15 protein-coding genes are annotated in these 19,345 nt (G+C 62.5%); 7 read left to right on the top strand and 8 right to left on the bottom strand.

Going from position 1 to position 19,345, the window contains the following annotated elements; all coding sequences use genetic code 11:
• Window positions 1–34: 34 nt before the first annotated feature.
• The 5 genes from mglC to CUC44_RS10905 form a co-directional block, all read right to left on the bottom strand.
• A complete protein-coding gene (gene mglC / locus CUC44_RS10925) occupies window positions 35–1,045 on the bottom strand; it encodes a galactose/methyl galactoside ABC transporter permease MglC (protein WP_100859986.1) in 1,011 nt (336 codons plus the stop codon).
• 15 nt (window positions 1,046–1,060) lie between these two features.
• Window positions 1,061–2,581 (bottom strand): galactose/methyl galactoside ABC transporter ATP-binding protein MglA, encoded by a 1,521-nt coding sequence (gene mglA / locus CUC44_RS10920; RefSeq protein WP_100859985.1) that lies wholly within the window; start codon window positions 2,579–2,581, stop codon window positions 1,061–1,063.
• 53 nt (window positions 2,582–2,634) lie between these two features.
• Window positions 2,635–3,621, bottom strand: a complete 987-nt coding sequence (mglB, locus tag CUC44_RS10915; protein ID WP_100859984.1) for a galactose/glucose ABC transporter substrate-binding protein MglB — start codon at window positions 3,619–3,621, stop codon at window positions 2,635–2,637.
• A gap of 224 nt (window positions 3,622–3,845) precedes the next feature.
• On the bottom strand, window positions 3,846–6,923 hold the full coding sequence (locus CUC44_RS10910; protein ID WP_100859983.1) for a beta-galactosidase: 3,078 nt from the start codon (window positions 6,921–6,923) through the stop codon (window positions 3,846–3,848).
• A 699-nt stretch (window positions 6,924–7,622) separates the two neighbouring features.
• A complete protein-coding gene (locus CUC44_RS10905; protein WP_100859982.1) occupies window positions 7,623–8,627 on the bottom strand; it encodes a substrate-binding domain-containing protein in 1,005 nt (334 codons plus the stop codon).
• A 215-nt stretch (window positions 8,628–8,842) separates the two neighbouring features.
• Here CUC44_RS10905 and galE point away from each other — a divergent pair, with 215 nt between their 5' ends.
• From galE to bacA, 6 genes are all read left to right on the top strand, one after another.
• Window positions 8,843–9,856 (top strand): UDP-glucose 4-epimerase GalE, encoded by a 1,014-nt coding sequence (gene galE, locus CUC44_RS10900; RefSeq protein WP_100859981.1) that lies wholly within the window; start codon window positions 8,843–8,845, stop codon window positions 9,854–9,856.
• Window positions 9,857–9,956: 100 nt separating this feature from the next.
• Window positions 9,957–11,006 (top strand): UDP-glucose--hexose-1-phosphate uridylyltransferase, encoded by a 1,050-nt coding sequence (locus CUC44_RS10895; RefSeq protein WP_100859980.1) that lies wholly within the window; start codon window positions 9,957–9,959, stop codon window positions 11,004–11,006.
• A gap of 103 nt (window positions 11,007–11,109) precedes the next feature.
• On the top strand, window positions 11,110–12,258 hold the full coding sequence (gene galK, locus CUC44_RS10890; protein WP_100859979.1) for a galactokinase: 1,149 nt from the start codon (window positions 11,110–11,112) through the stop codon (window positions 12,256–12,258).
• Window positions 12,255–13,253 (top strand): galactose-1-epimerase, encoded by a 999-nt coding sequence (galM, locus tag CUC44_RS10885; protein ID WP_100859978.1) that lies wholly within the window; start codon window positions 12,255–12,257, stop codon window positions 13,251–13,253. Before galK ends, galM begins: the two co-directional genes overlap by 4 nt.
• Window positions 13,254–13,276: 23 nt before the next feature.
• Entirely contained in the window at window positions 13,277–14,272 is a 996-nt protein-coding gene (locus tag CUC44_RS10880; protein ID WP_100859977.1) for an aldo/keto reductase, read from the top strand.
• A 204-nt stretch (window positions 14,273–14,476) separates the two neighbouring features.
• Window positions 14,477–15,292: an undecaprenyl-diphosphate phosphatase gene (gene bacA, locus CUC44_RS10875; RefSeq protein WP_100859976.1), complete on the top strand. Its 816-nt coding sequence runs from the start codon at window positions 14,477–14,479 to the stop codon at window positions 15,290–15,292.
• Window positions 15,293–15,369: 77 nt separating this feature from the next.
• On the opposite strand, the gene CUC44_RS10870 is transcribed toward bacA, so the two are convergent.
• The 3 genes from CUC44_RS10870 to CUC44_RS10860 form a co-directional block, all read right to left on the bottom strand.
• Window positions 15,370–16,029 (bottom strand): ChrR family anti-sigma-E factor, encoded by a 660-nt coding sequence (locus tag CUC44_RS10870; RefSeq protein WP_100859975.1) that lies wholly within the window; start codon window positions 16,027–16,029, stop codon window positions 15,370–15,372.
• Window positions 16,022–16,591, bottom strand: coding sequence for a sigma-70 family RNA polymerase sigma factor (locus tag CUC44_RS10865; RefSeq protein ID WP_167388869.1), 570 nt, complete (start codon window positions 16,589–16,591; stop codon window positions 16,022–16,024). The genes CUC44_RS10870 and CUC44_RS10865 overlap by 8 nt, the downstream gene beginning before the upstream one ends.
• A gap of 123 nt (window positions 16,592–16,714) precedes the next feature.
• Window positions 16,715–17,281 carry an LON peptidase substrate-binding domain-containing protein gene (locus CUC44_RS10860; protein ID WP_100859973.1) on the bottom strand — a complete coding sequence of 189 codons (567 nt, stop codon included), beginning with the start codon at window positions 17,279–17,281 and terminating at the stop codon, window positions 16,715–16,717.
• A 315-nt stretch (window positions 17,282–17,596) separates the two neighbouring features.
• On the opposite strand from CUC44_RS10860, the gene argS reads away from it, so the two are divergent.
• On the top strand, window positions 17,597–19,342 hold the full coding sequence (gene argS, locus CUC44_RS10855) for an arginine--tRNA ligase (RefSeq protein WP_100859972.1): 1,746 nt from the start codon (window positions 17,597–17,599) through the stop codon (window positions 19,340–19,342).
• Window positions 19,343–19,345 lie beyond the last annotated feature (3 nt).

Genomic DNA, 19,345 nt, shown 5'->3' with positions numbered 1-19,345 from the left:
GGGCCGGAATTGCTCCAGCCCTCTCTGGCAACGCTTATTTCTTCTTGGCGTACTTCATGGAGTCCAGTGCGACCGCCAGAATGATGATGCCGCCCTTGATGATGAACTGCCAGTAGGGGCTGACGCCGATGTAGGTCAGGCCGTAGTTGATCAGGGTGAAGATGAGCACACCCGTGATGACCCCGGCGACTGTCCCCACACCACCGGCGAAGGAGACACCGCCCACCACGCAGGCCGCAATGGCATCGAGCTCATACATGAAGCCCAGGTTGTTGGTGGCGCTGCCGACCCGACCCGCTTCCAACATGCCGCCGAAGGCGTAGAAGACACCGGCGAGGGCATAGATGATCACCAGGTTGACGGCCACGTTGACGCCGGACACCTTGGCGGCTTCCGGGTTGCCACCGATGGCGAAGATGTTCTTGCCAAAGCGGGTCTTGTTCCACAGCACCCAGACGAACACGCTAGCAATGGCCGCATAGAAGGTCAGATACGATAGTTTAAAGCCCCCTATCCGGATAAACCCCTGCGCGAAGCTGGAGAAACGGGGATCGAAACCGGCCACCGGGGAGGCGCCCACGGAGTCGAAGTACAGCGAGTTGATGCCGTAGACGATGATCATGGTGCCCAGGGTGGTGATGAAGGGGGTCACGTTCAGGTAGGCCACGATCAGACCGTTGACCAGACCTATCAGGGCACCCACGGCGCAGACCAGCAGGATCACCACTGGAATCGGCACCTCACCCAGGGTCGGGAACACCTTGTTGACGTTGGTCAGGGCCTGCAGCATGGTGGCCGCGATCAGCGCCGCCAGACCGACCTGGCGACCGGCCGACAGGTCGGTGCCCTGGGTGATGATGATGCCCGCCACCCCGAGGGCGATGATGACCCGCACCGAGGACTGGGTCAGGATGTTGCTGAAGTTGGTGAGGCTCAGGAAGGAGGGTTCCTTGATCACTATGACCATGAGCAACACCAGCAACACCACATAGATGCCGTTCTCTTTGAGCGCCCGCATCAGATTGAAATTTTTAGCCGACTCCATAAATGTCTTCCTGTCTTATAGGTACAGAGATGCCAGGCGCAGGATCTCGCTCTGGTCAGTTTCTTTGGTGTTGACGATCCCCGCGACCCGGCCATTGCTCATGACCATGATGCGATCCGTGATCCCCAGCAGTTCCGGCATCTCGGACGAGATGATGACGATCCCCTTGTCTTTCTTCGCCAGCTCCAGAATGAGCTGATAGATCTCAAACTTGGCCCCCACGTCGATGCCGCGGGTCGGTTCGTCCAGCATCAGGATCTCGGGCTGGGTCAGCAGCCAGCGGCCTATGATGACCTTCTGCTGGTTGCCGCCGGACAGGGAGCCGATCTGTGTCTGTTGGGTCGGGGTCTTGACCCGCATGGAGTCGATGACCCACTGGGTATCGCTCTTCATCTTGTTGTCGCTGAGCAGCCCCATGGAGCTCTTGTAGCTGTCCATGTTGGCGATCAGGGAGTTGAAGGCGATGTCGAGACGGGAGTAGATGCCGGTGGAGCGACGCTCCTCGGTCACCAGGGCGAAACCGTTCTGGATCGCCTCGTGGGCGTTGTGGTTCGCCACCGCCTTGCCGTGCAGCTTGATGGTGCCGCCGCTGCGATCGCGGATGCCGAACAGGGTCTCGACGATGTCGGTACGCTTGGCCCCTACCAGCCCGGCGATGCCGAGGATCTCCCCCTTGTGCAGGTCGAAGGTGACGTCCTGGATGGAGGGCTGGTTCTTGGCCGTCAGGTGCTCGACCTCGAGGATCACCTCTTTGGGCTGGTTGGTTTTCTCCGGGAAGCGCTGGGTCAGCTCACGACCGACCATCATGCCGATGATCTGATCCATGGTCATGCCCTTGAGCGGCTGGGTCGCCACCCACTGCCCATCCCGCAATATGGTGATCTCGTCGCACAGCTGGAAGATCTCTTCCATCTTGTGGGAGATGTAGACGATGCCGCAGCCCTTCTCTTTCAGCTTGTTGATGATCTTGAAGAGGTGATTGACCTCCTTCTCGGTCAGGGACGAGGTGGGCTCATCCATGATGACGATCTTGGCGTCATAGGAGAACGCCTTGGCGATCTCGATCATCTGCATCTGGGAGACGGAGAGGGTAGCGACCTTGACCCGCGGGTCTATGTCGATGTCCAGCTCGTCGAAGATGTGTTTGGTGTCTTCATACATCTTGCCGTGGTCGACGAACCAGCCCTTGGTGGGATAGCGGCCGAGCCACATGTTGTCCATCACGGTGCGTTGCAGTACCAGGTTCAACTCCTGGTGCACCATGGAGACGCCATTTTCCAGGGCTTCCTTGGAAGAGGTGAAGTTGATCTCCTCCCCCTTGAAGAAGATCTTGCCCTGATCCTTTTCATAGATGCCGAACAAGCATTTGAGCAGCGTGGACTTCCCTGCGCCATTCTCGCCCATCAACGCATGCACAGAATGAGGACGGACCCGTAAATTGACATTATCGAGTGCCTTGACGCCAGGAAAGCTCTTACTGACGTCAATCATCTCCAACAGCCATTCTGATTGTTGCCGTGTTGTCATATCAGCCATCACATCGGGTTGAAACAGAGGGCAAGGGGGTCACCCTTGCCCAGGGGGAGGGATTATTCGAACTGGGACAGGTTGTCTTTATCTACGCCCACGTAGGCGACGCGCACGACCTTGTTGTCGATCTTCCAGTTGGTGCCTTCACCGGCCGGCTTGCCTTCCGCCAGGTTCTTGGTCAGCTCGAAGGTCGCCTTGGCCTGGTTGGCCGCATCGTTCAGCACTGTACCTGCCATGGCACCGCTCTTGACCATGGCCAGGGCTTCCGGCAGCGCATCGACGCCGAATACCGGGATGGCGGTCTTGCCTTGGGCCTTCAGGGATTCAACAGCGCCCATCGCCATGCCGTCGTTGTTGGCGATGACCACTTCGATCTTGTTGGCGTTCGGACCGGAGATCCAGGCGTCCATCTTGTCCTTGGCCATGGCGGTATCCCACATACCGGTATCCATGTGCAGCTGCTGGGTCTTGAGGCCGCCGTCGTTCAGAGTCTTGACCACATAGGTGGTACGGGCCTCGGCATCCGGGTGGCCCGGCTCGCCCTTGAGCAGCACGAACTGGATGACGCCATCCTTGTTCAGATCCCACTCAGGGTGCGCTTTCCAGTGCTTGGCGATCAGCTGGCCCTGGATGATGCCTGACTCCTTGGAGTCGGTACCCACGTAGTAGGCCTTGTCATAGCTGGCCAGATCCGCCGCGCTCGGTTCCTTGTTGTAGAACACCACGGGGATCTCGTCGGCACGGGCCTTCTCGATCACGACAGGGGCCGCCGCCGGGTCAACCAGGTTGATGGCCAGCGCCTTCACACCCTTGGCCAGCAACACGTCGACCTGGTCGTTCTGCTTGGACTGGTCATTCTGGGAGTCGTTCATCAGCAGCTCGACACCCGGGTTCGCCGCCGCTTCCTTCTCGATGGCCTTGCGCACTACCGCCATGAAGTTGTCGTCATATTTGTAGACGGTGACCCCGATGCGGGTGTCGGCTTGGGCTTGGGCTCCCGCCATCAGTCCCATCAGCAGGGTGGCGACTGTCGTGAGTTTTTTCATTGTTATGCTCCGATCTCTGTATCTGTTTTTGTAGGGAATGCTGTACACCATGTGAACTGGCGCCAGCCTAATGTAATCAGTTTGTTGTCTCATGATCTGTGATCCTGACAACAAAATGAAAACGTTTACACTCTGTTACACAACTACAAACTTGTTATAAATTAAATGCTTATAACCAAATTGGACTTTATTGAGACTACTTTGCGCCAGTGACGGGGTCAGATTCAGCGTAGAACACAGTTCCAATAGTAGCTCCCTGGCTGCAACCAATATTCCGGTCGCACGCTCTGGCTCCAGGAGTCATCTCCCCCCACCCCCATATGGAAGCCGTCGAGGCACAGGTGCAGGCCACCCTCGGCCACCAGATCGGTCTGATGGCGCGCCAGGGCGAGCTGCTGCTGGCTGTAGCGACTGACGCTGAAGTGGAACTGACCATCGACGACGAGCGCCCCCAGCCGCAGCTGGCGGGTATCGCAGCGCAGACCGTTGTCGGTCGGGAACACATAAGGGGTGTGCAGGGCGTCGAGCGTCAGCTGCCAGCGGCCGAGGTCGGCGGCGAGCAAGCGGTCCGGGTAGTTCTCATGGGGGCCGCGTCCCAGCCAGCTCACCTCATCCGCCTCGGCCATCACCTCGTCCACCAGCCAGAGCTTGGCGCCGATGCGCGGCAAGGAGGGCATGCCCGGGGCCACTTCCACCTGGATCTCCAGGGACATGGCGCCATCGGCATTGAACCTATGGTGCCAACGGGTCAGCAGCTTGAGCTCCTCACCGACGAAGTAACCGTGTTGCACCAGGGCCGTACCCTGCTCAGGGCTGACGGTCAGTCCCAGACAGCGGTGGTGCAGGTCGCTCAGCCCGGCGGCCTGCCAGCGGGCAATCCAGGCGTTGGGATCCGCGTGATCCGCCTCGCTGGTACCGATATCGTTGTCGAGCGGTGCCCGGTAGAAGTGATCCGAGATGGCGTCTCTCAGTTGTTCCCGGCCCTGTTTGCGCCAGCTACGGATGCGACCACTGATCTTGTCCAGCTCCCACTCACTGCCTGAACCGGCAATAAACCAATGATCCGACTGCTCACTCAAGGTGGCGCAGTCAGATGCCACTGGTAACACCAGGGGTGACGGCAGAATAAACTGCTGACGGGCCACCTCGTGCCCCGCCTCGGACCAGGTCGTGGCATCGGGTTGCACTATGGCCAGGTCCAGCCAGACCAGGGACCCCGCCGCTAGGCCCGGCAGCTGCTCCAACAGGGTCAGGGTCGCGCTGCCCAGGGGTGCCAAGCTGAGTGGGCATTCACCTTCGCTCAGCACCCGGCCATCTTCTTTCAGCTGCCAGCGCAGCCGCGCGTTGTCGGTGTGGCGGAACAGATGATCGCTCGCGATGGTCACCGCCAGGGGGGTCTGGCTCTCGAGGCTCAGCACGAAGGGCTGCTGGGCCCGCCGGGCCTCGGCCAGGGCGGGATGGGCGCTTCTGTCCGGGAACAGCAGGCCGTTGCAGCAGAACTGGCGATCGTTGGGGCTGTCGCCGAAGTCGCCGCCATAGGCCCAGAAGTGGCGGCCATCGTCGGTTGCCTTGTCCAGCCCCTGATCCACCCAATCCCAGACGAAGCCGCCCTGCAGGCGCGGATGCGTGCGAAACGCCTGCCAATACTCGGCATAGCCCCCCAGGCTGTTGCCCATGGCGTGGGCGTATTCGCACAGGATCAGCGGCCGGGTCTCACCCGGCAGGCCGATCCACTTGGCCAGCGCCCACTTGGGCACCGCCGGGAAGGGCTGATCCTGATGGGTGCGGGCGTACATGGGGCAGATGATGTCGGTGGCCGGGGTGTCGGCGCCGCCCCCCTCATACTGTACCGGCCGGCTCGGATCGCTCCCCTTGACCCACTGATACATGGCATCGTGGGCAGGGCCATAACCGGACTCGTTGCCGAGGGACCAGATGATGATGCTGGGATGGTTGAAGTCTCGCGCCACCATGCGGGTGACCCGCTCGAGGAAGGCGCCACTCCAGGCGGGATCCCGCGCCAGCCGCCCCATGGGGGTCATGCCATGGGTCTCCAGGTTCGCCTCGTCCACTACATAGAGGCCGAGCCGATCGCACAGCGCATAGAAATCGGGATGATTGGGGTAGTGGGAGCAGCGCACCGCGTTGAAGTTATTGCGCTTCATCAGCAGCAGATCCTGCTCCATGGCGGCGGGGGTCACCACGTGGCCCAGGGCCGGATCGTGCTCGTGGCGATTGGCGCCGCGGATCAGCAGGGGCTGGCCGTTGACCCGCAGCAGGCCGCCACGGATCTCCACCGCCCGAAAGCCCACGTCATAGGCCTCGCTCTCGATGGGAGCACCCTGCTCGTCCAGCAAGGTCAGGGTCAGCCGGTAGAGGTGCGGGGTCTCGGCGTTCCACTTGTGGGGCGCCGGCACCTCCAGCCAGAGCTCGCTCCTGTCCTCGAAGGCCCCCTTCTCGTCGATGGGCGCCGTGCCTATCAGTTGGCGCTTGCTGACGACCCTGGCATCGCCAAAGTAGAGGTGCGCCTGCACCTCCAGCCCTTCGCCTCCCTTGACCTGCACCTCCAGCTTGAGGCGCGCATCCCGGTAGCAGGCATCCAGCACGGGAGTCAGTCGCACGTCCATCAGATGACGCGCCGGTTTATGCAGCAGGCTGACGGAGCGGAAGATGCCCGCGAGGCGCCACATGTCCTGATCTTCGAGATAAGAGCCATCGGACCAGCGCAGCACCAGGGCCGCCAGCCGGTTGGAGCCAGCCTGCAGGTAGGGAGTCAGATCGAATTCGGCGGGCAGCCGGCTGTCCTGGGAGTAACCGACCCAGCGGCCGTTGCAGAACAGATAGAAGGCGCTGTCCACCCCGTCGAAGATGATGCGGGTCTGGCCGTCGGCCTGCCAGTCGGCGGGCAGTTCAAACTCGCGGGAATAGCAACCCGTGGGGTTCTGCGCCGGCACCCTGGGGGGATCGCAGGGGAAGGGATACTTGATGTTGGTGTAGATGGGCACATCCGTGCCCGGTCTGGTGCCGGGATAGACGGCATCCAGCTGCCAGTTGCCCGGCACCCGGATGGTGCAGGCCCCCGCCAGATCCTGCTCAAGCCAGGCAGACGGCACCTGCTCCGGTGCCTCGAAATAGGAGAATTGCCAGTCGCCATCCAGCAGCAGGCGGGATGACGAGGGGAGCCCGGCCTGCGCATCGGCCTCACTGCGCCAGCTGGAAAGGGGGGTATGGGCGGCCAACCGGTTGACGGATGTAATCGCCTGGGTCTGCCAATCCTGACGGGCCAAGATCTCCCTGAGCATCCTCTCTCTCCCTGCATTGAGTCATGAATATGAAAACGTATGCAGTGTAGGAGAGTTTGCTGCGGGAAACGGCGATCCCGCTCACACAGGTGTAAACGATTACACGCCAAATGTTAAGTAAAACGGGGTAAAAATAATTAAAGATGAGTAAAAGTCAGCCCCTTATCGTCAGGCAGCTCATCATGGGGGAAAGGGGTTCAAAAGGAGGGTAACCGAAGCAGAACAACGTGATTGCCCCTGACCGAAGTGACCGAGTGACGCCGTTCAGCTTGGCACCGGAGCGCGGGCGGCGTCATCCCCAACGCCATCTCTAGTTCAGCCTCATCGGGGCAGGACTGTGTCTCTGTAGCGCCAAGCGGCAGCCGAGCAGGGCGGGATATGAATGTGGCGAGTGTCGGTGCCAGCATTATCGAGGCGGGATCAGCAACGGACCGGCGCTACCGAGTGGCGGCCGATTCCCTGTGCGTAGAGAGCTAGAGATGTGGCACCCATCTGCGCTGGCATAAGGGAAACAGGATCAGAGACCGACAGAGCCACCAAGTAACATCCGATTCGTTTTGCGTAGGGATACAACTCTATGCCAGCGCTGGCGTCATGGAGGCCAGGTCTGGGCCTAACCAGTCCCGCTGAGTAGCGACTGATCAGGCCTGGCGCGCAGGCACGGCGCTATGCCCGTGTCGGCGCCAACATTCAGCAGGATCAGAGTCTGACCGGTGCCACCGAGTGACGATTGATAAGGGTCGGGGTATAGACCCGGCTCTGTGTCGCCTCGCTCTCCCCGGCCGCCAGTTGCAGCGCCAGCTTGGCCGCCTGGGCCGCCATCAGCTCGATGGGATAGCGCATGGTAGAGAGCTTGGGCCTCAGGTATCTGGCATAGATGATGTCATCGAAGCCGACCACGGAGACGTCTTCCGGCACCTTGAGGCCGTTGTCCGCCAGCACGGAGATGGCGCCGGCCGCCATGGCATCGTTGTACGCCACCACGGCCGTGATGGGCAGCCCCTTGGCCAGCAGGTTGAGCATGGCACGCTCCCCCCCTTCCTCATTGGGCATGCCGCTCTCCACCAGCTCGGGATCCACGCTGACACCCGCCTCGAACAGGGCATCCTGATAGCCCTGATGGCGCAAGATCGCATCCTCGATGGCGTGATCCGAGCTGACGAAGGCGATGTGGCGGTGGCCCAGCTCCAGCAGATGGCGGGTCGCGGTGGCGGCCCCCTGCCGGTTGTTGAGGGCGATGCAACGTCCCTTCAGGGTCGGAATGTCCCGATTGATCAACACCATGCCGGGTGAGCGCAGGGCATAATCGATCAACTCCTCATCACTCAGCGCCTTGCTGTGCACAACCAGGGCCTCGCAGCGCTTGCCGATCAGCAGCTCTATGGCCTCCCGCTCCTGCTGCGCCCTGTGAAAACCGTTACCCATCAAGAGGTGTAACCCCTGTTCCACCGCCACCGCAGCCACCCCCTTGACCAGGGCGCCGAAGAAGGGGTCGGCCACGTCACCGACCACCACTCCCATGGTGTCACAGGTCTGGCTGACCAGGGCCCGGGCGTTGGCATTGGGGGTATAGCCCAGCTCGGCCATGGCTTTTTGCACAACCTCGCGGGAGGCTGCGCTGGCCTTGGGTGAGTTGTTCATCACCCGTGAAACCGTTGCCACTGACACATTGGCCAAACGGGCGACATCCTTGATGGTACTCATGCTGTTTTCACTTATTTCACTGTGTATTACATCGCCATTATACCGAGCAAGGTCACTGATAACAGGGGAAAAACGGGCAGAGCTCCATTTTTATCCCTCTCATGATGTGTAATCGTTTACACGGATATGTTACCCAGCTCACAGTTTGTGACGCTGCGCCTCGGCTAGACTCCTCTGCAGGCTTTCTGGGATGGAGAACGAGCGTGGAGAAGAGGATGAAGGTACTGGTCACCGGCGGTTGCGGCTACATCGGCAGCCATACCTGCCTGGCCCTGCAGGCCGCAGGCATGGAACCCGTGGTGGTGGACAACCTGTGCAACAGCAAGCGCGGCGTGCTCACGCGCATTGCCGCCATCAGCGGCCGTGAACCCCTGTTCTATCAGGGTGACATCCGTGACGAGGCGCTGCTGGATCGCATCTTCGCCGAGCAGCAGATTGCGGCCGTGATCCACTTCGCCGCCCTCAAGGCGGTCGGCGAGTCCACCCGCATCCCCCTCGCCTACTATCAGAACAACCTGAGCGGCACCCTGGTACTGCTGGAGGCCATGCAGCGCGCGGGTGTGCACAACCTGGTGTTCAGCTCGTCGGCCACCGTCTACGGCGATCCCGCCAGCACCCCGATCCGGGAAGACTTCCCCCGCAGCGCCACCAATCCCTATGGCCGATCCAAGCTGATCATCGAGCAGATCCTCGAGGATCTGCAGGCGGCCGAGCCCCACTGGAGCATGACACTGCTGCGCTACTTCAACCCGGTTGGCGCCCACGAATCCGGCACCCTGGGGGAGGATCCGCAAGGCATACCGAACAACCTGATGCCCTTCCTGACCCAGGTCGCCATCGGCCGCCGCGAACACCTCTCCATCTTTGGAAACGATTACAAAACACCGGATGGCACAGGGGTACGCGACTACATCCATGTGATGGATCTCGCCGAGGGCCACGTCAAGGCGCTGCACCACTGTGCGGGCCGAGGCGGCGTGCACACCTACAACCTGGGCACCGGCCAGGGCCAGAGCGTATTGCAGATGGTCGCAGCCTTCGAGGCGGCATGCGGTCGCCCCCTGCCCTATCGCATCGAACCGAGGCGCCCTGGCGACATCGCCGAGTGCTGGGCCGACCCCGCCAAGGCCGAGCGCGAGCTGGACTGGCGTGCCAGCCGGGATCTCGCAACCATGTGCGCCGACAGCTGGCGGTGGCAGTCCGCCAACCCGAACGGTTACGAGGCCTGATGTCCTTTTTGCGCCCTTCTCCTCTCATGGGAGAAGGGCTAGGAATGAGGGGCATGGTCTCCTCATCCGCAACCCTTTCATTCAGTTTTGAGGAGTGATGATGTTCAACCCAGTTGATCACCCCCACCGCCGTTTCAACCCGCTGACCGGCCAATATGTGCTGGTCTCCCCCCACAGGGCCAAGCGCCCCTGGCAGGGACAGGTCGAGAAGATAAGCCAGGCGCCGAGCCAGGCCCATGATCCGGACTGCTTCCTCTGTGCAGGCAACCGCCGCGTCACCGGCGATCAGAACCCCGACTATCGGGACACCTTCGTCTTCACCAACGACTTCGCCGCCCTGATGCAGGACACCCCGGCCGCCGGCGACGAGCAGGATCCTTTGCTCAAGCTGGAAGCCGCCCGCGGCACCAGCCGGGTCATCTGCTTCTCGCCGGATCACGGCAAGACCCTGCCAGAGCTGCCATTGCCCGCCATCGAGGCGGTGATCCACACCTGGATGAGCCAGGTCGCCGAGCTGTCACAGCACTGGGAATGGGTGCAAGTCTTTGAAAACAAGGGCACCGTCATGGGCTGCTCCAATCCGCACCCCCACGGCCAGCTGTGGGGCAGCGACTTCCTGCCCAACGAAATCGCCCGTGAAGAAGAGCACCAGAATGCCTGGCTGGCCGAGCACGGCAGCCCGCTGCTGCTGGACTATGTGCAGCGGGAGCTGGCGGATCGCAGCCGTATCGTGGTGGAGACAGAGCACTGGCTGGCGGTGGTCCCCTTCTGGGCGGCCTGGCCGTTCGAGACCCTGCTGCTGCCCAAGGCCCATGTGCCCTCCCTGCTGGATCTCACCCCGGCCCAGCAACAGGATCTCGCGGTGGCGCTCAAGGAGCTCACCAGCCGCTACGACAACCTGTTCGAGTGCAGCTTCCCCTACTCCATGGGCTGGCACTTCGCACCGCCGAACTCGGATTGCCCCGAGGCCTGGCAGTTGCACGCCCACTTCTACCCGCCCCTGCTGCGCTCCGCCACAGTGCGCAAGTTTATGGTGGGCTTCGAGATGCTGGCCGAAACCCAGCGCGATCTGACGCCGGAACAGGCGGCGGAACGGCTGCGGGCGCTTTCTCCCATTCACTACAACCAGGCCAAGGGGGAGACGCGATGAGACCCAGTCAATGTGTTCTGACCCCGGAACAGGCCGCGGAACGGCTGCGTACCCTTTCCCCCATTCACTACAACCAGACCAATCAAGCCAATGAGGTAACCCCATGACCCCCAGCCAACGTGTCAGCGCCGTCTATGCCGAGCAGTTTGAGCAGCAACCCGACCTGCTGGTGCGCGCTCCCGGCCGCGTCAACCTCATCGGCGAGCACACCGACTACAACGACGGCTTTGTGCTGCCCTGCGCCATCGACTACGAGACCTGCGTCGCCATCGGTCTGCGCAGCGACAACCTGATGCACGTGGTCGCCGCCGACTATGGCAACCAGCGGGATATCTTCAGCCTCGAGCAACCCATCAGCCATCACCCGGATCAGCGCTGGAGCGACTACATCCGCGGCGTGGTGAAACACCTGCAGGCTCGTGGCTATGCCCTGCGCGGCCTCAACCTGGTGGTCTCCGGCAACGTGCCCCAAGGCACAGGCCTCTCCTCCTCCGCCTCTCTGGAGGTGGCCATAGGCCAAGCCTTCAAGGAGGCACTGGGGCTCAACATCAGCCAGGCCGAGATAGCCCTCAACGGTCAGCAGGCGGAGAACCAGTTCGTCGGCTGCAACTGCGGCATCATGGATCAGATGATCTCCGCCAGCGGCGAGGTGGATCACGCCCTGCTGCTGGACTGCCGCTCCCTGGAAACCCGCCTCATCCCCATGCCGATGGATCTGGCGGTGCTGATCGTCAACTCCAACGTGCGCCGCGGCCTGGTGGACAGCGAATACAACACCCGCCGCCAGCAGTGTGAACACGCCGCTCGCCACTACGGGGTCAAGGCCCTGCGCGACCTGGATCTGGCTGCGCTGGAAGCGGGCAAGGCTGGGCTGGATGAAACCAGCTATCGCCGCGCCCGCCACGTGGTCGGCGAGAACGCCCGCACCCTGGCCGCCGCCGATGCCCTGGCGAGCGGCGATCTGGTGCGCCTCGGCGAGCTGATGGCCGAATCCCATGCCGCCATGCGGGACGACTTTGAGATAACCGTGCCCCCCATCGACGGCCTGGTGGAGATCATCAAGGCGAAGATAGGCACTGAAGGAGGCGTGCGCATGACGGGGGGCGGCTTCGGTGGCTGCATCGTCGCCCTGCTGCGCCCGGAGCAGGTGAACGAGGTGATCACCACGGTCGAGGCCGAGTACCCGGCGCGCTTCGGCCTCAAGGCCGACTGCTATGTCTGCCGTGCCACCGCTGGAGCAGGCAGGCTATGACGCCCTTCGTGCTGGAAAACCAAGAGGGGCTGCGCCTGCGCGGTCTCGACTTCGGTGCCACCCTGACCTCCCTGACCCTGCCGGTCGGGGGGGAGCGGCGAGAAGTGCTGCTCGGCTGCGCCGATGAGGCCTATGCCAGCCAGCAGGTATGGCTGGGGGCGGTGGCGGGGCGTTTCGCCAACCGCATCGGTGGCGCCGAACTGGTGCGAGACGGCCAACGCTGGCCCCTTGATGCCAATCAGCCTCCCCACTGCCTGCACGGCGGGCGGGACGGCTTTCACCGTCGCCGCTGGCAGATAGCAGAGCTGGCGGCAGACAAGGTCAGGCTGACCCTGCTCTCCCCCGCCGGGGATCAGGGCTTCCCCGGCCAGTTGCAAACAAGCCTGGAATACCGGCTGGAGGGGCAGGATCTGGTGGTGGAATTTGAGGCCAGCACGGATGCCCCCACCCCGGTCAGCCTCACCAGCCACGCCTATTTCAATCTGGACGGCGATGGCCCCGAAGGGGACGTGCGCCAACACGCCATCACCCTGCGGGCAGACCAGTTCCTGCCCACGGACGCCAGCGGCCTGCCCCTCGCCATCAGCCCGGTGGAGGGGCCCTTCGATCTGCGCAGCGAGCGCCTCATAGGACAGGCCTGGCTGAGTCACCCCCAGCAGATGCAGGCCAAGGGTTATGACCACGCCTATCTGTTGAAGGAGGCGGCTCGCTTGCGCGGGGCCGGACAGGCCTGGGCGGCGCGGGTGCGCTCCGGCGACCGGCAACTGGCGATGGAGGTCTATACCAACCAGCCGTCCCTGCAGTTCTACAGCGGCAACTGGCTGGCCAGCACCCCCAACCGCGCCGGCCAGTGCTATCAGGATCACGCCGGTTTCTGTCTGGAGGCACAGCAGCTGCCGGACAGCCCGAACCGGCCCGAGCTGGGGGATCCCTGGCTGCTGCCGGGCCAGCGTTACCATCATCAGACCCGCTACCGTTTCATCACCACTCGCTAAACCGACCCGAGCCAGGAGTCTTTATGGATGATCACTACCTCGCAGCGCCTGACCGCTACCAGCGCCAACCCTATCGACCCGCGGGCCATCACGGCCTGCGGCTGCCCAGCATAGGCCTCGGCCTCTGGCACAACTTCGGCGAGGGCAGCGATCCCGCCAGGGTGAAGGCCATGGTGCATCAGGCGTTCGATCTCGGGATCACCCACTTCGATCTGGCCAACAACTATGGCCCGCCACCGGGCTCCGCCGAGACCACCTTCGGCGGCCTGCTCAAGAACAGCCTGGCCCCCTATCGAGACGAGCTCATCATCGCCAGCAAGGCGGGCTATGTGATGTGGGATGGCCCCTACGGCGATGGCGGCAGCGCCAAGTACCTGTTTGCCAGCCTGCACCAGAGCCTGCGCCGGCTCGGCCTCGATTACGTGGATATCTTCTATCACCACAGGCCGGATCCCCGCACCCCGCTGGAGGAGACCTGCCAGGCGCTGGCGCTCATGGTGCGCCAGGGCAAGGCGCTCTACATAGGCCTCTCCAACTACCCGGCCGCGCTTGCGGCCAAGGCGGCGGCCCGACTGGCCGAGCTCGGCACCCCTTGCCTGGTCAATCAACTCAAGTACTCCCTGTTCCAGCGCGAGATCGAAGCGCAGACTCTGCCGGTCTGCCGTGAGCAGGGGGTGGGGGTGGTCGCCTTCTCGCCTCTGGCGGGCGGCCTGCTCAGCGATCGTTATCTGGCGGGGATCCCGGCCGATTCTCGCGCCGCCAGCGCCAGCCCCTTCCTCCAGCCAGATCAGATAACCCAGGACAAGCTGGCCAGGATCCGGGCCCTGCACGCCCTGGCACGTCAGCGGGGACAGGCCCTGTCGCAGTTGGCGCTGCAATGGGTGCTGCGCGACCCAATAGTGAGCTGCGCCCTGATCGGCGCCAGCAGCCCGCAGCAGATTGTCAGTGCGGTGGACGCCCTGACCCTGCCGGCGCTGGAGGATGATCTGCAACACAAAATACTGGAAATAATGAATTAACAGGCTGGTTATGCCTTAAAGGCAAAACTTGCCAATAAATATACTACCTCCATCCGGGCCATGGCAGTCAAACCCATGGCTCATCTCTACCCAAACGGACCACAATATTCTCTGGTTGCCCGCGGGGTTTTCCGCCATCATTGGCTGCCCCGGCTCAGCTCGGGGCTGATTTTATCCGGACCCATCAACCAAGAGATTTGAGCCATGACAGACTCCTACGCCCTGTTTGTTGCCTTTGTGCTGGGCATAGTGGAAGGCCTGACCGAGTTCCTGCCCGTTTCCTCCACCGGCCACATGATCATCGTCGGCCACCTGCTCGGTTTCGAAGGCCCCAAGGCCGCCACCTTCGAGGTGGTCATCCAGATGGGTTCCATCCTGGCGGTGGTCGCCGTGTTCTGGCGCCGTCTGTTCGGGCTGATTGGCATCCACTTCGGCCAGAAACCGGCCAAGGGGCACGCCACCCTCTCCCTGGTGCACATCATCCTCGGCATGATGCCCGCCGTGGTCATAGGCCTGGCCATCCACAGCTGGATCAAGGCCCATCTGTTCGGGCCGGAGACCGTCATGTATGCTCTGGTCGCCGGCGGTATCCTCTTGATCATCGCTGAAAAATTCCGCCCGGCCGTGCGCTCCGAGACCCTGGATGACATCAGCTACAAGCAGGCGCTCGGCATAGGCCTGTTCCAGTGTCTGGCGCTCTGGCCCGGCTTCTCCCGCTCAGGCGCCACCATCAGCGGCGGTATGCTGATGGGGATCAGTCGTCAGGCGGCGGCCGAGTTCTCCTTCATCCTCGCGGTGCCCATGATGGTGGCCGCCAGCGGCCTGGATCTCTACAAGAGCCGCGACTTCCTCTCCATGGCGGACTTCCCCATGTTTGCGGTGGGCTTCGTCACCGCCTTCGTGGTGGCCATGATCGCCATCAAGACCTTCCTGGCGCTGATCCGTCGCCTCGACTTCATCCCGTTCGCCATCTACCGCTTCGTGGTGGCCTTCGCCGTCTACCTGGTGTTTGTGGCCTGATCCGGCGGCGCTACCCGCGCGTAAAACGGCACGAAGAAAGGGACCCTCTGGTCCCTTTTTTGATCTCGCAGCCTGGCTCAGTAGAAGCGATGACTGAAGCCGTTCAGCAGCCGTGGCAAGCCCTTGGTGAAGCGGATAGGCGCATCCTGCACCGTGTAGCAGAGGCAGCCGTCCTGAGTGTGGGGCCCATGACAGTGGCTGGCATCGCGCAAGATGAAGTCCCCCGCCTGATAACGGACTTCCCCCTCCTGCATGCTGCCCGCCAGCAGCAGGGTCAGCTCGTAGCCCTCATGGGTGTGAGCCGGGATGCTGCCACCGGCCTCTATGTGCAGCAGGCTGGCGCGCGCGCCCCGCTCGGCCAACGGCAGGCGATGCTGCCGAATGGCGCCAATCTGGCGCCATTCGGCCGTGTGATAGCGGGCTAGCGCCCTGGGCAGACGGTAGTCCTGGCCGGCCACCCTGAGCTCAGGTGCTGGGCTGGTCACCACAACCTCGGGAGAGGTTGGCTGCTGCAAGATAGTGGCCAGCATGGCATCCCACTCGGGGACGCCGGTCTCTGCTGGCGGCATTGAATCGGCGAGATGCAACGTCGCCAGCTCGGCCTCGCAGTCGCGCAGCCTGGCGCGGCACTCGGCGCAAAGTTCGCTGTGGGCGGAGACGCCGACCGCCAGTGGCAGTGGCAGCTCGTCGGCGACAAAGGCGCGCAGCATGGCGTGGGTGGGATGGGCTTTAATCATGATGTTGCTCCACTTGCTCCTTGAGCTTCTGCAATGCCAGTCTCAGCCTGGATTTGATGGTGCCGAGCGGCACGCCGAGCAGATCCGCCAGCTCCTGCTGGGACAGCTCCTGCAGATAGATGCCGCGCACCACCTGCTGCTGGGCCTCCGGCAGGGTGGCGAGGTGATGGGCCATCTGGCTCGTCAGCACGGCCCCCTCCCCGTCGCTCAGGTGCTCCTCTTCCGCCTTGAACTCCAGCACGGGCCACAGCTCCTCGGCGCAGAGATCCTCCTTGCTGGCCCGGCGGCGGCGCAGCATGTCGAAGCACTGGTTGCGCATGACGGTGTAGATCCAGGTGGTGGGGGCACCCTTGTCGGGGTGATAGAGCCGCGCCTTCTGCCACACCAGCAGCATGGTCTCCTGCACCAGCTCCAGGGCATTGGCCTCGCTGCCGAGGTGGCGCAGGCCATAGCCGCGAATGCGGGGGGCAAAGTGATGGAACAGGGCGGCAAAGGCGGCCTTGTCTGCCTGCTCGGCTACCCGCAGCAGCTGTGACTTCAGATCACCATCTGGGTTATCCATGGGGGACGAGGTCCTGAATGGAACATGTGATGGTTGGCTAGTATATGCCATAGCGCCCTACCTTGATGGCTGCCCTCTCTGTACTACGCGGCCAGCGCACAAAAGATCATCCCGGACATGAATTCAGTGGCTCGCCACCAGCAGACCGCTCAGCAGGGAGAGCGCGGGCTGGTTGTTCTCCGCCGCCATCAGCCACTGCTTCTGCTCCACCGGGATGGGCAACACCTCGAGCCAGCGCTGCGCCACCCAGCTGGCATCGTCCCACTCGGGCCTCTGGTAGAGAGCCGCGTATTCGGGGTAATCCTCGAACACATCCTGCAGCGCCTTGGCCAGCGCATGCTGATCGGCATTGAGCCTGCTGGTCTGCCAGGGCGGCAGGGGCTCCACTTCCCCCACCCGCAAGCCATCGGACTCCTGCCAGAGATCCGTGATCCTGGCCCGCGCCACCCCGAGCACAGTGATGCCGAGCAGGCCGTCCGGCAGCAGATCGAAATCGACGATCCGCACCCGGGTGGCGATGGGGTACATGTTGCGCATCGCCTCCGGCTGGCGAGGGTCCAGCATGCAGAGCGCAAACTCCCGTGTCTGCGCCTCGGCGACCATGCGCTGATAGCGGGGCTCGAAGATGCGCAAGGGCATGATGCCGCCGGGCAGCAGGTGAGCAGAGAGTGGGAACAGCGCCAGTTTCATCAGAATCGTCCTCTATCGACGTATTCTGATAATACGACAGCGCCGCAAGGCAGGATCATCCTGGATAGCGCCGAGATAAATAACCCTTTAACAATCAGGGGAAAATAGCCTGGACAAGCCGCTTCGATATGCAGTAGAAATGGATAACCACCACTTATTCCACGCATTATTCTGGAATAGGGTGGAAAACGCAGTGAAATATCCGCCACACCAAGACGGTCGGGCCATTCCTATAGTTTTCTCGGCCCGATGCGGGTAAAATTCACGCCCTTATCTAGTCAGTCATTTTTCGACGCGCAACCTCGGTGGTCAGTTATGAAAGAGCATATTCATCATCTACTTGAACAAACGGTAGCCAATCTCAAGTCCGCAGGCGTCCTGCCAGCCGACCTGGAAGCCCGGGTGCAAGTGGACCGATGCAAGGAAAAAGCTCACGGTGACCTGGCCACCAACCTGGCCATGCTGCTGGCCAAACCGGCCCGCAAGAACCCCCGTGAGCTGGCGGCTGCCATCATAGAGCACCTGCCCGCCTCTGATCTCGTCGCCAAGGTCGAGATCGCCGGCCCCGGTTTCATCAACTTCTTCTTCGACACCAGCTGGCTGGCCGGTCAGGTCGAGACCATGGTGCACAGCGCCAACGCCAACGTGAAGCTGCCGACGCCGCAAACCGTGGTAGTGGATTACTCCGCCCCCAACGTGGCCAAGGAGATGGCGGTGCACCACATCCGTTCCACCGTCCTCGGTGACGTGGCGGCCCGTGCCCTGGAGTTCCTCGGCCACAAGGTGGTGCGCGCCAACCATATCGGCGACTGGGGCACCCAGTTCGGCATGCTGATCGCCTATCTGGAGAAGATGGAGAACGAGCACGCCAGCGACATGCAGCTCAAGGATCTGGAAGCCTTCTACACCCAGGCCAAGCGTCTGTATGACGAAGACGAGGCTTTCGCCGAGCGCGCCCGTAACTACGTGGTCAAGCTGCAAGGCGGCGATGAGTACTGCCGTACCATGTGGAAGAAGCTGGTCGACATGACCATGGAGCAGAATCAGCGCAACTACGACCGCCTGAACGTCTCCCTGACCAACAAGGACATCATGGGCGAGTCCATGTACAACGACATGCTGCCGGAGATCGTGACCGACCTGAAGGCCCGCGGCCTCGCGGTCGAGAGCGAAGGCGCAACCGTGGTGTTCCTGGACGAATACAAGAACAAGGATGGGGAGCCCATGGGCGTCATCATCCAGAAGAGCGATGGCGGTTTCCTCTACACCACCACCGACATCGCCTGCGCCAAGTACCGTTACGAGACCCTCAAGGCGGATCGGGTGATGTACTTCATCGACTCCCGTCAGCACCAGCACCTGATGCAGGCCTGGACCATCACCCGCAAAGCGGGTTATGTGCCGGCATCCGTGCCCCTCGAGCACCACGCCTTCGGCATGATGCTGGGCAAGGACAGCCGTCCCTACAAGACCCGTTCCGGCGGCACCGTCAAGCTGGTCGAGCTGCTGAACGAGGCCGAGGATCGTGCCAAGGCCCTGCTGGAGAGCCGCAACAGCGACCTGTCTGCCGAAGAGAAGGCCAAGGTGGTGCACGCCATCGCCATGGGCGCGGTCAAGTATGCGGATCTCTCCAAGAACCGCACCACCGACTACATCTTCGACTGGGATCTGATGCTCTCCTTTGAAGGCAACACGGCACCCTATCTGCAGTACGCCTACACCCGTATCCAGTCCATCTTCCGCAAGGCCGGTGTCGATGCCGATAGCCTGACCGGCAAGGTGGTGCTGAACGAGGAAGCGGAAGAGACCCTGGCCCAGAAGCTGATCCAGTTCTCCGATGCGGTCAACGGCGTCGCCGACAAGGGCATGCCGCACCTGCTCTGTACCTATCTGTACGAGCTGTCCGGCAACTTCATGACCTTCTACGAAGCCTGCCCGATCAACAAGGACGGCGTCGACGAGGCCACCCGTAACAGCCGTCTGCTGCTGTGCGCCGCCACCGCCAAGGTCCTGAAGCTGGGTCTGGGCGTGCTGGGCATCCACACCCTGGAGCGCATGTAATAG

It is taken from the genome of Aeromonas lusitana (assembly GCF_002812985.1).
Lineage (GTDB): Bacteria > Pseudomonadota > Gammaproteobacteria > Enterobacterales > Aeromonadaceae > Aeromonas > Aeromonas lusitana.
This window is presented reverse-complemented; position numbering and strand designations above follow the sequence as displayed.

Coding starts and splice junctions, on each gene's coding strand:
- galM (WP_100859978.1), top strand. CDS start 12,255: ATGACGCCCTTCGTGCTGGAAAACCAAGAGGGGCTGCGCCTGCGCGGT.
- CUC44_RS10865 (WP_167388869.1), bottom strand. CDS start 16,591: ATGGATAACCCAGATGGTGATCTGAAGTCACAGCTGCTGCGGGTAGCC.
- argS (WP_100859972.1), top strand. CDS start 17,597: ATGAAAGAGCATATTCATCATCTACTTGAACAAACGGTAGCCAATCTC.
- mglC (WP_100859986.1), bottom strand. CDS start 1,045: ATGGAGTCGGCTAAAAATTTCAATCTGATGCGGGCGCTCAAAGAGAAC.
- CUC44_RS10870 (WP_100859975.1), bottom strand. CDS start 16,029: ATGATTAAAGCCCATCCCACCCACGCCATGCTGCGCGCCTTTGTCGCC.
- mglB (WP_100859984.1), bottom strand. CDS start 3,621: ATGAAAAAACTCACGACAGTCGCCACCCTGCTGATGGGACTGATGGCG.
- CUC44_RS10860 (WP_100859973.1), bottom strand. CDS start 17,281: ATGAAACTGGCGCTGTTCCCACTCTCTGCTCACCTGCTGCCCGGCGGC.
- galK (WP_100859979.1), top strand. CDS start 11,110: ATGACCCCCAGCCAACGTGTCAGCGCCGTCTATGCCGAGCAGTTTGAG.
- CUC44_RS10905 (WP_100859982.1), bottom strand. CDS start 8,627: ATGAGTACCATCAAGGATGTCGCCCGTTTGGCCAATGTGTCAGTGGCA.
- CUC44_RS10895 (WP_100859980.1), top strand. CDS start 9,957: ATGTTCAACCCAGTTGATCACCCCCACCGCCGTTTCAACCCGCTGACC.
- CUC44_RS10880 (WP_100859977.1), top strand. CDS start 13,277: ATGGATGATCACTACCTCGCAGCGCCTGACCGCTACCAGCGCCAACCC.
- mglA (WP_100859985.1), bottom strand. CDS start 2,581: ATGGCTGATATGACAACACGGCAACAATCAGAATGGCTGTTGGAGATG.
- CUC44_RS10910 (WP_100859983.1), bottom strand. CDS start 6,923: ATGCTCAGGGAGATCTTGGCCCGTCAGGATTGGCAGACCCAGGCGATT.
- bacA (WP_100859976.1), top strand. CDS start 14,477: ATGACAGACTCCTACGCCCTGTTTGTTGCCTTTGTGCTGGGCATAGTG.
- galE (WP_100859981.1), top strand. CDS start 8,843: ATGAAGGTACTGGTCACCGGCGGTTGCGGCTACATCGGCAGCCATACC.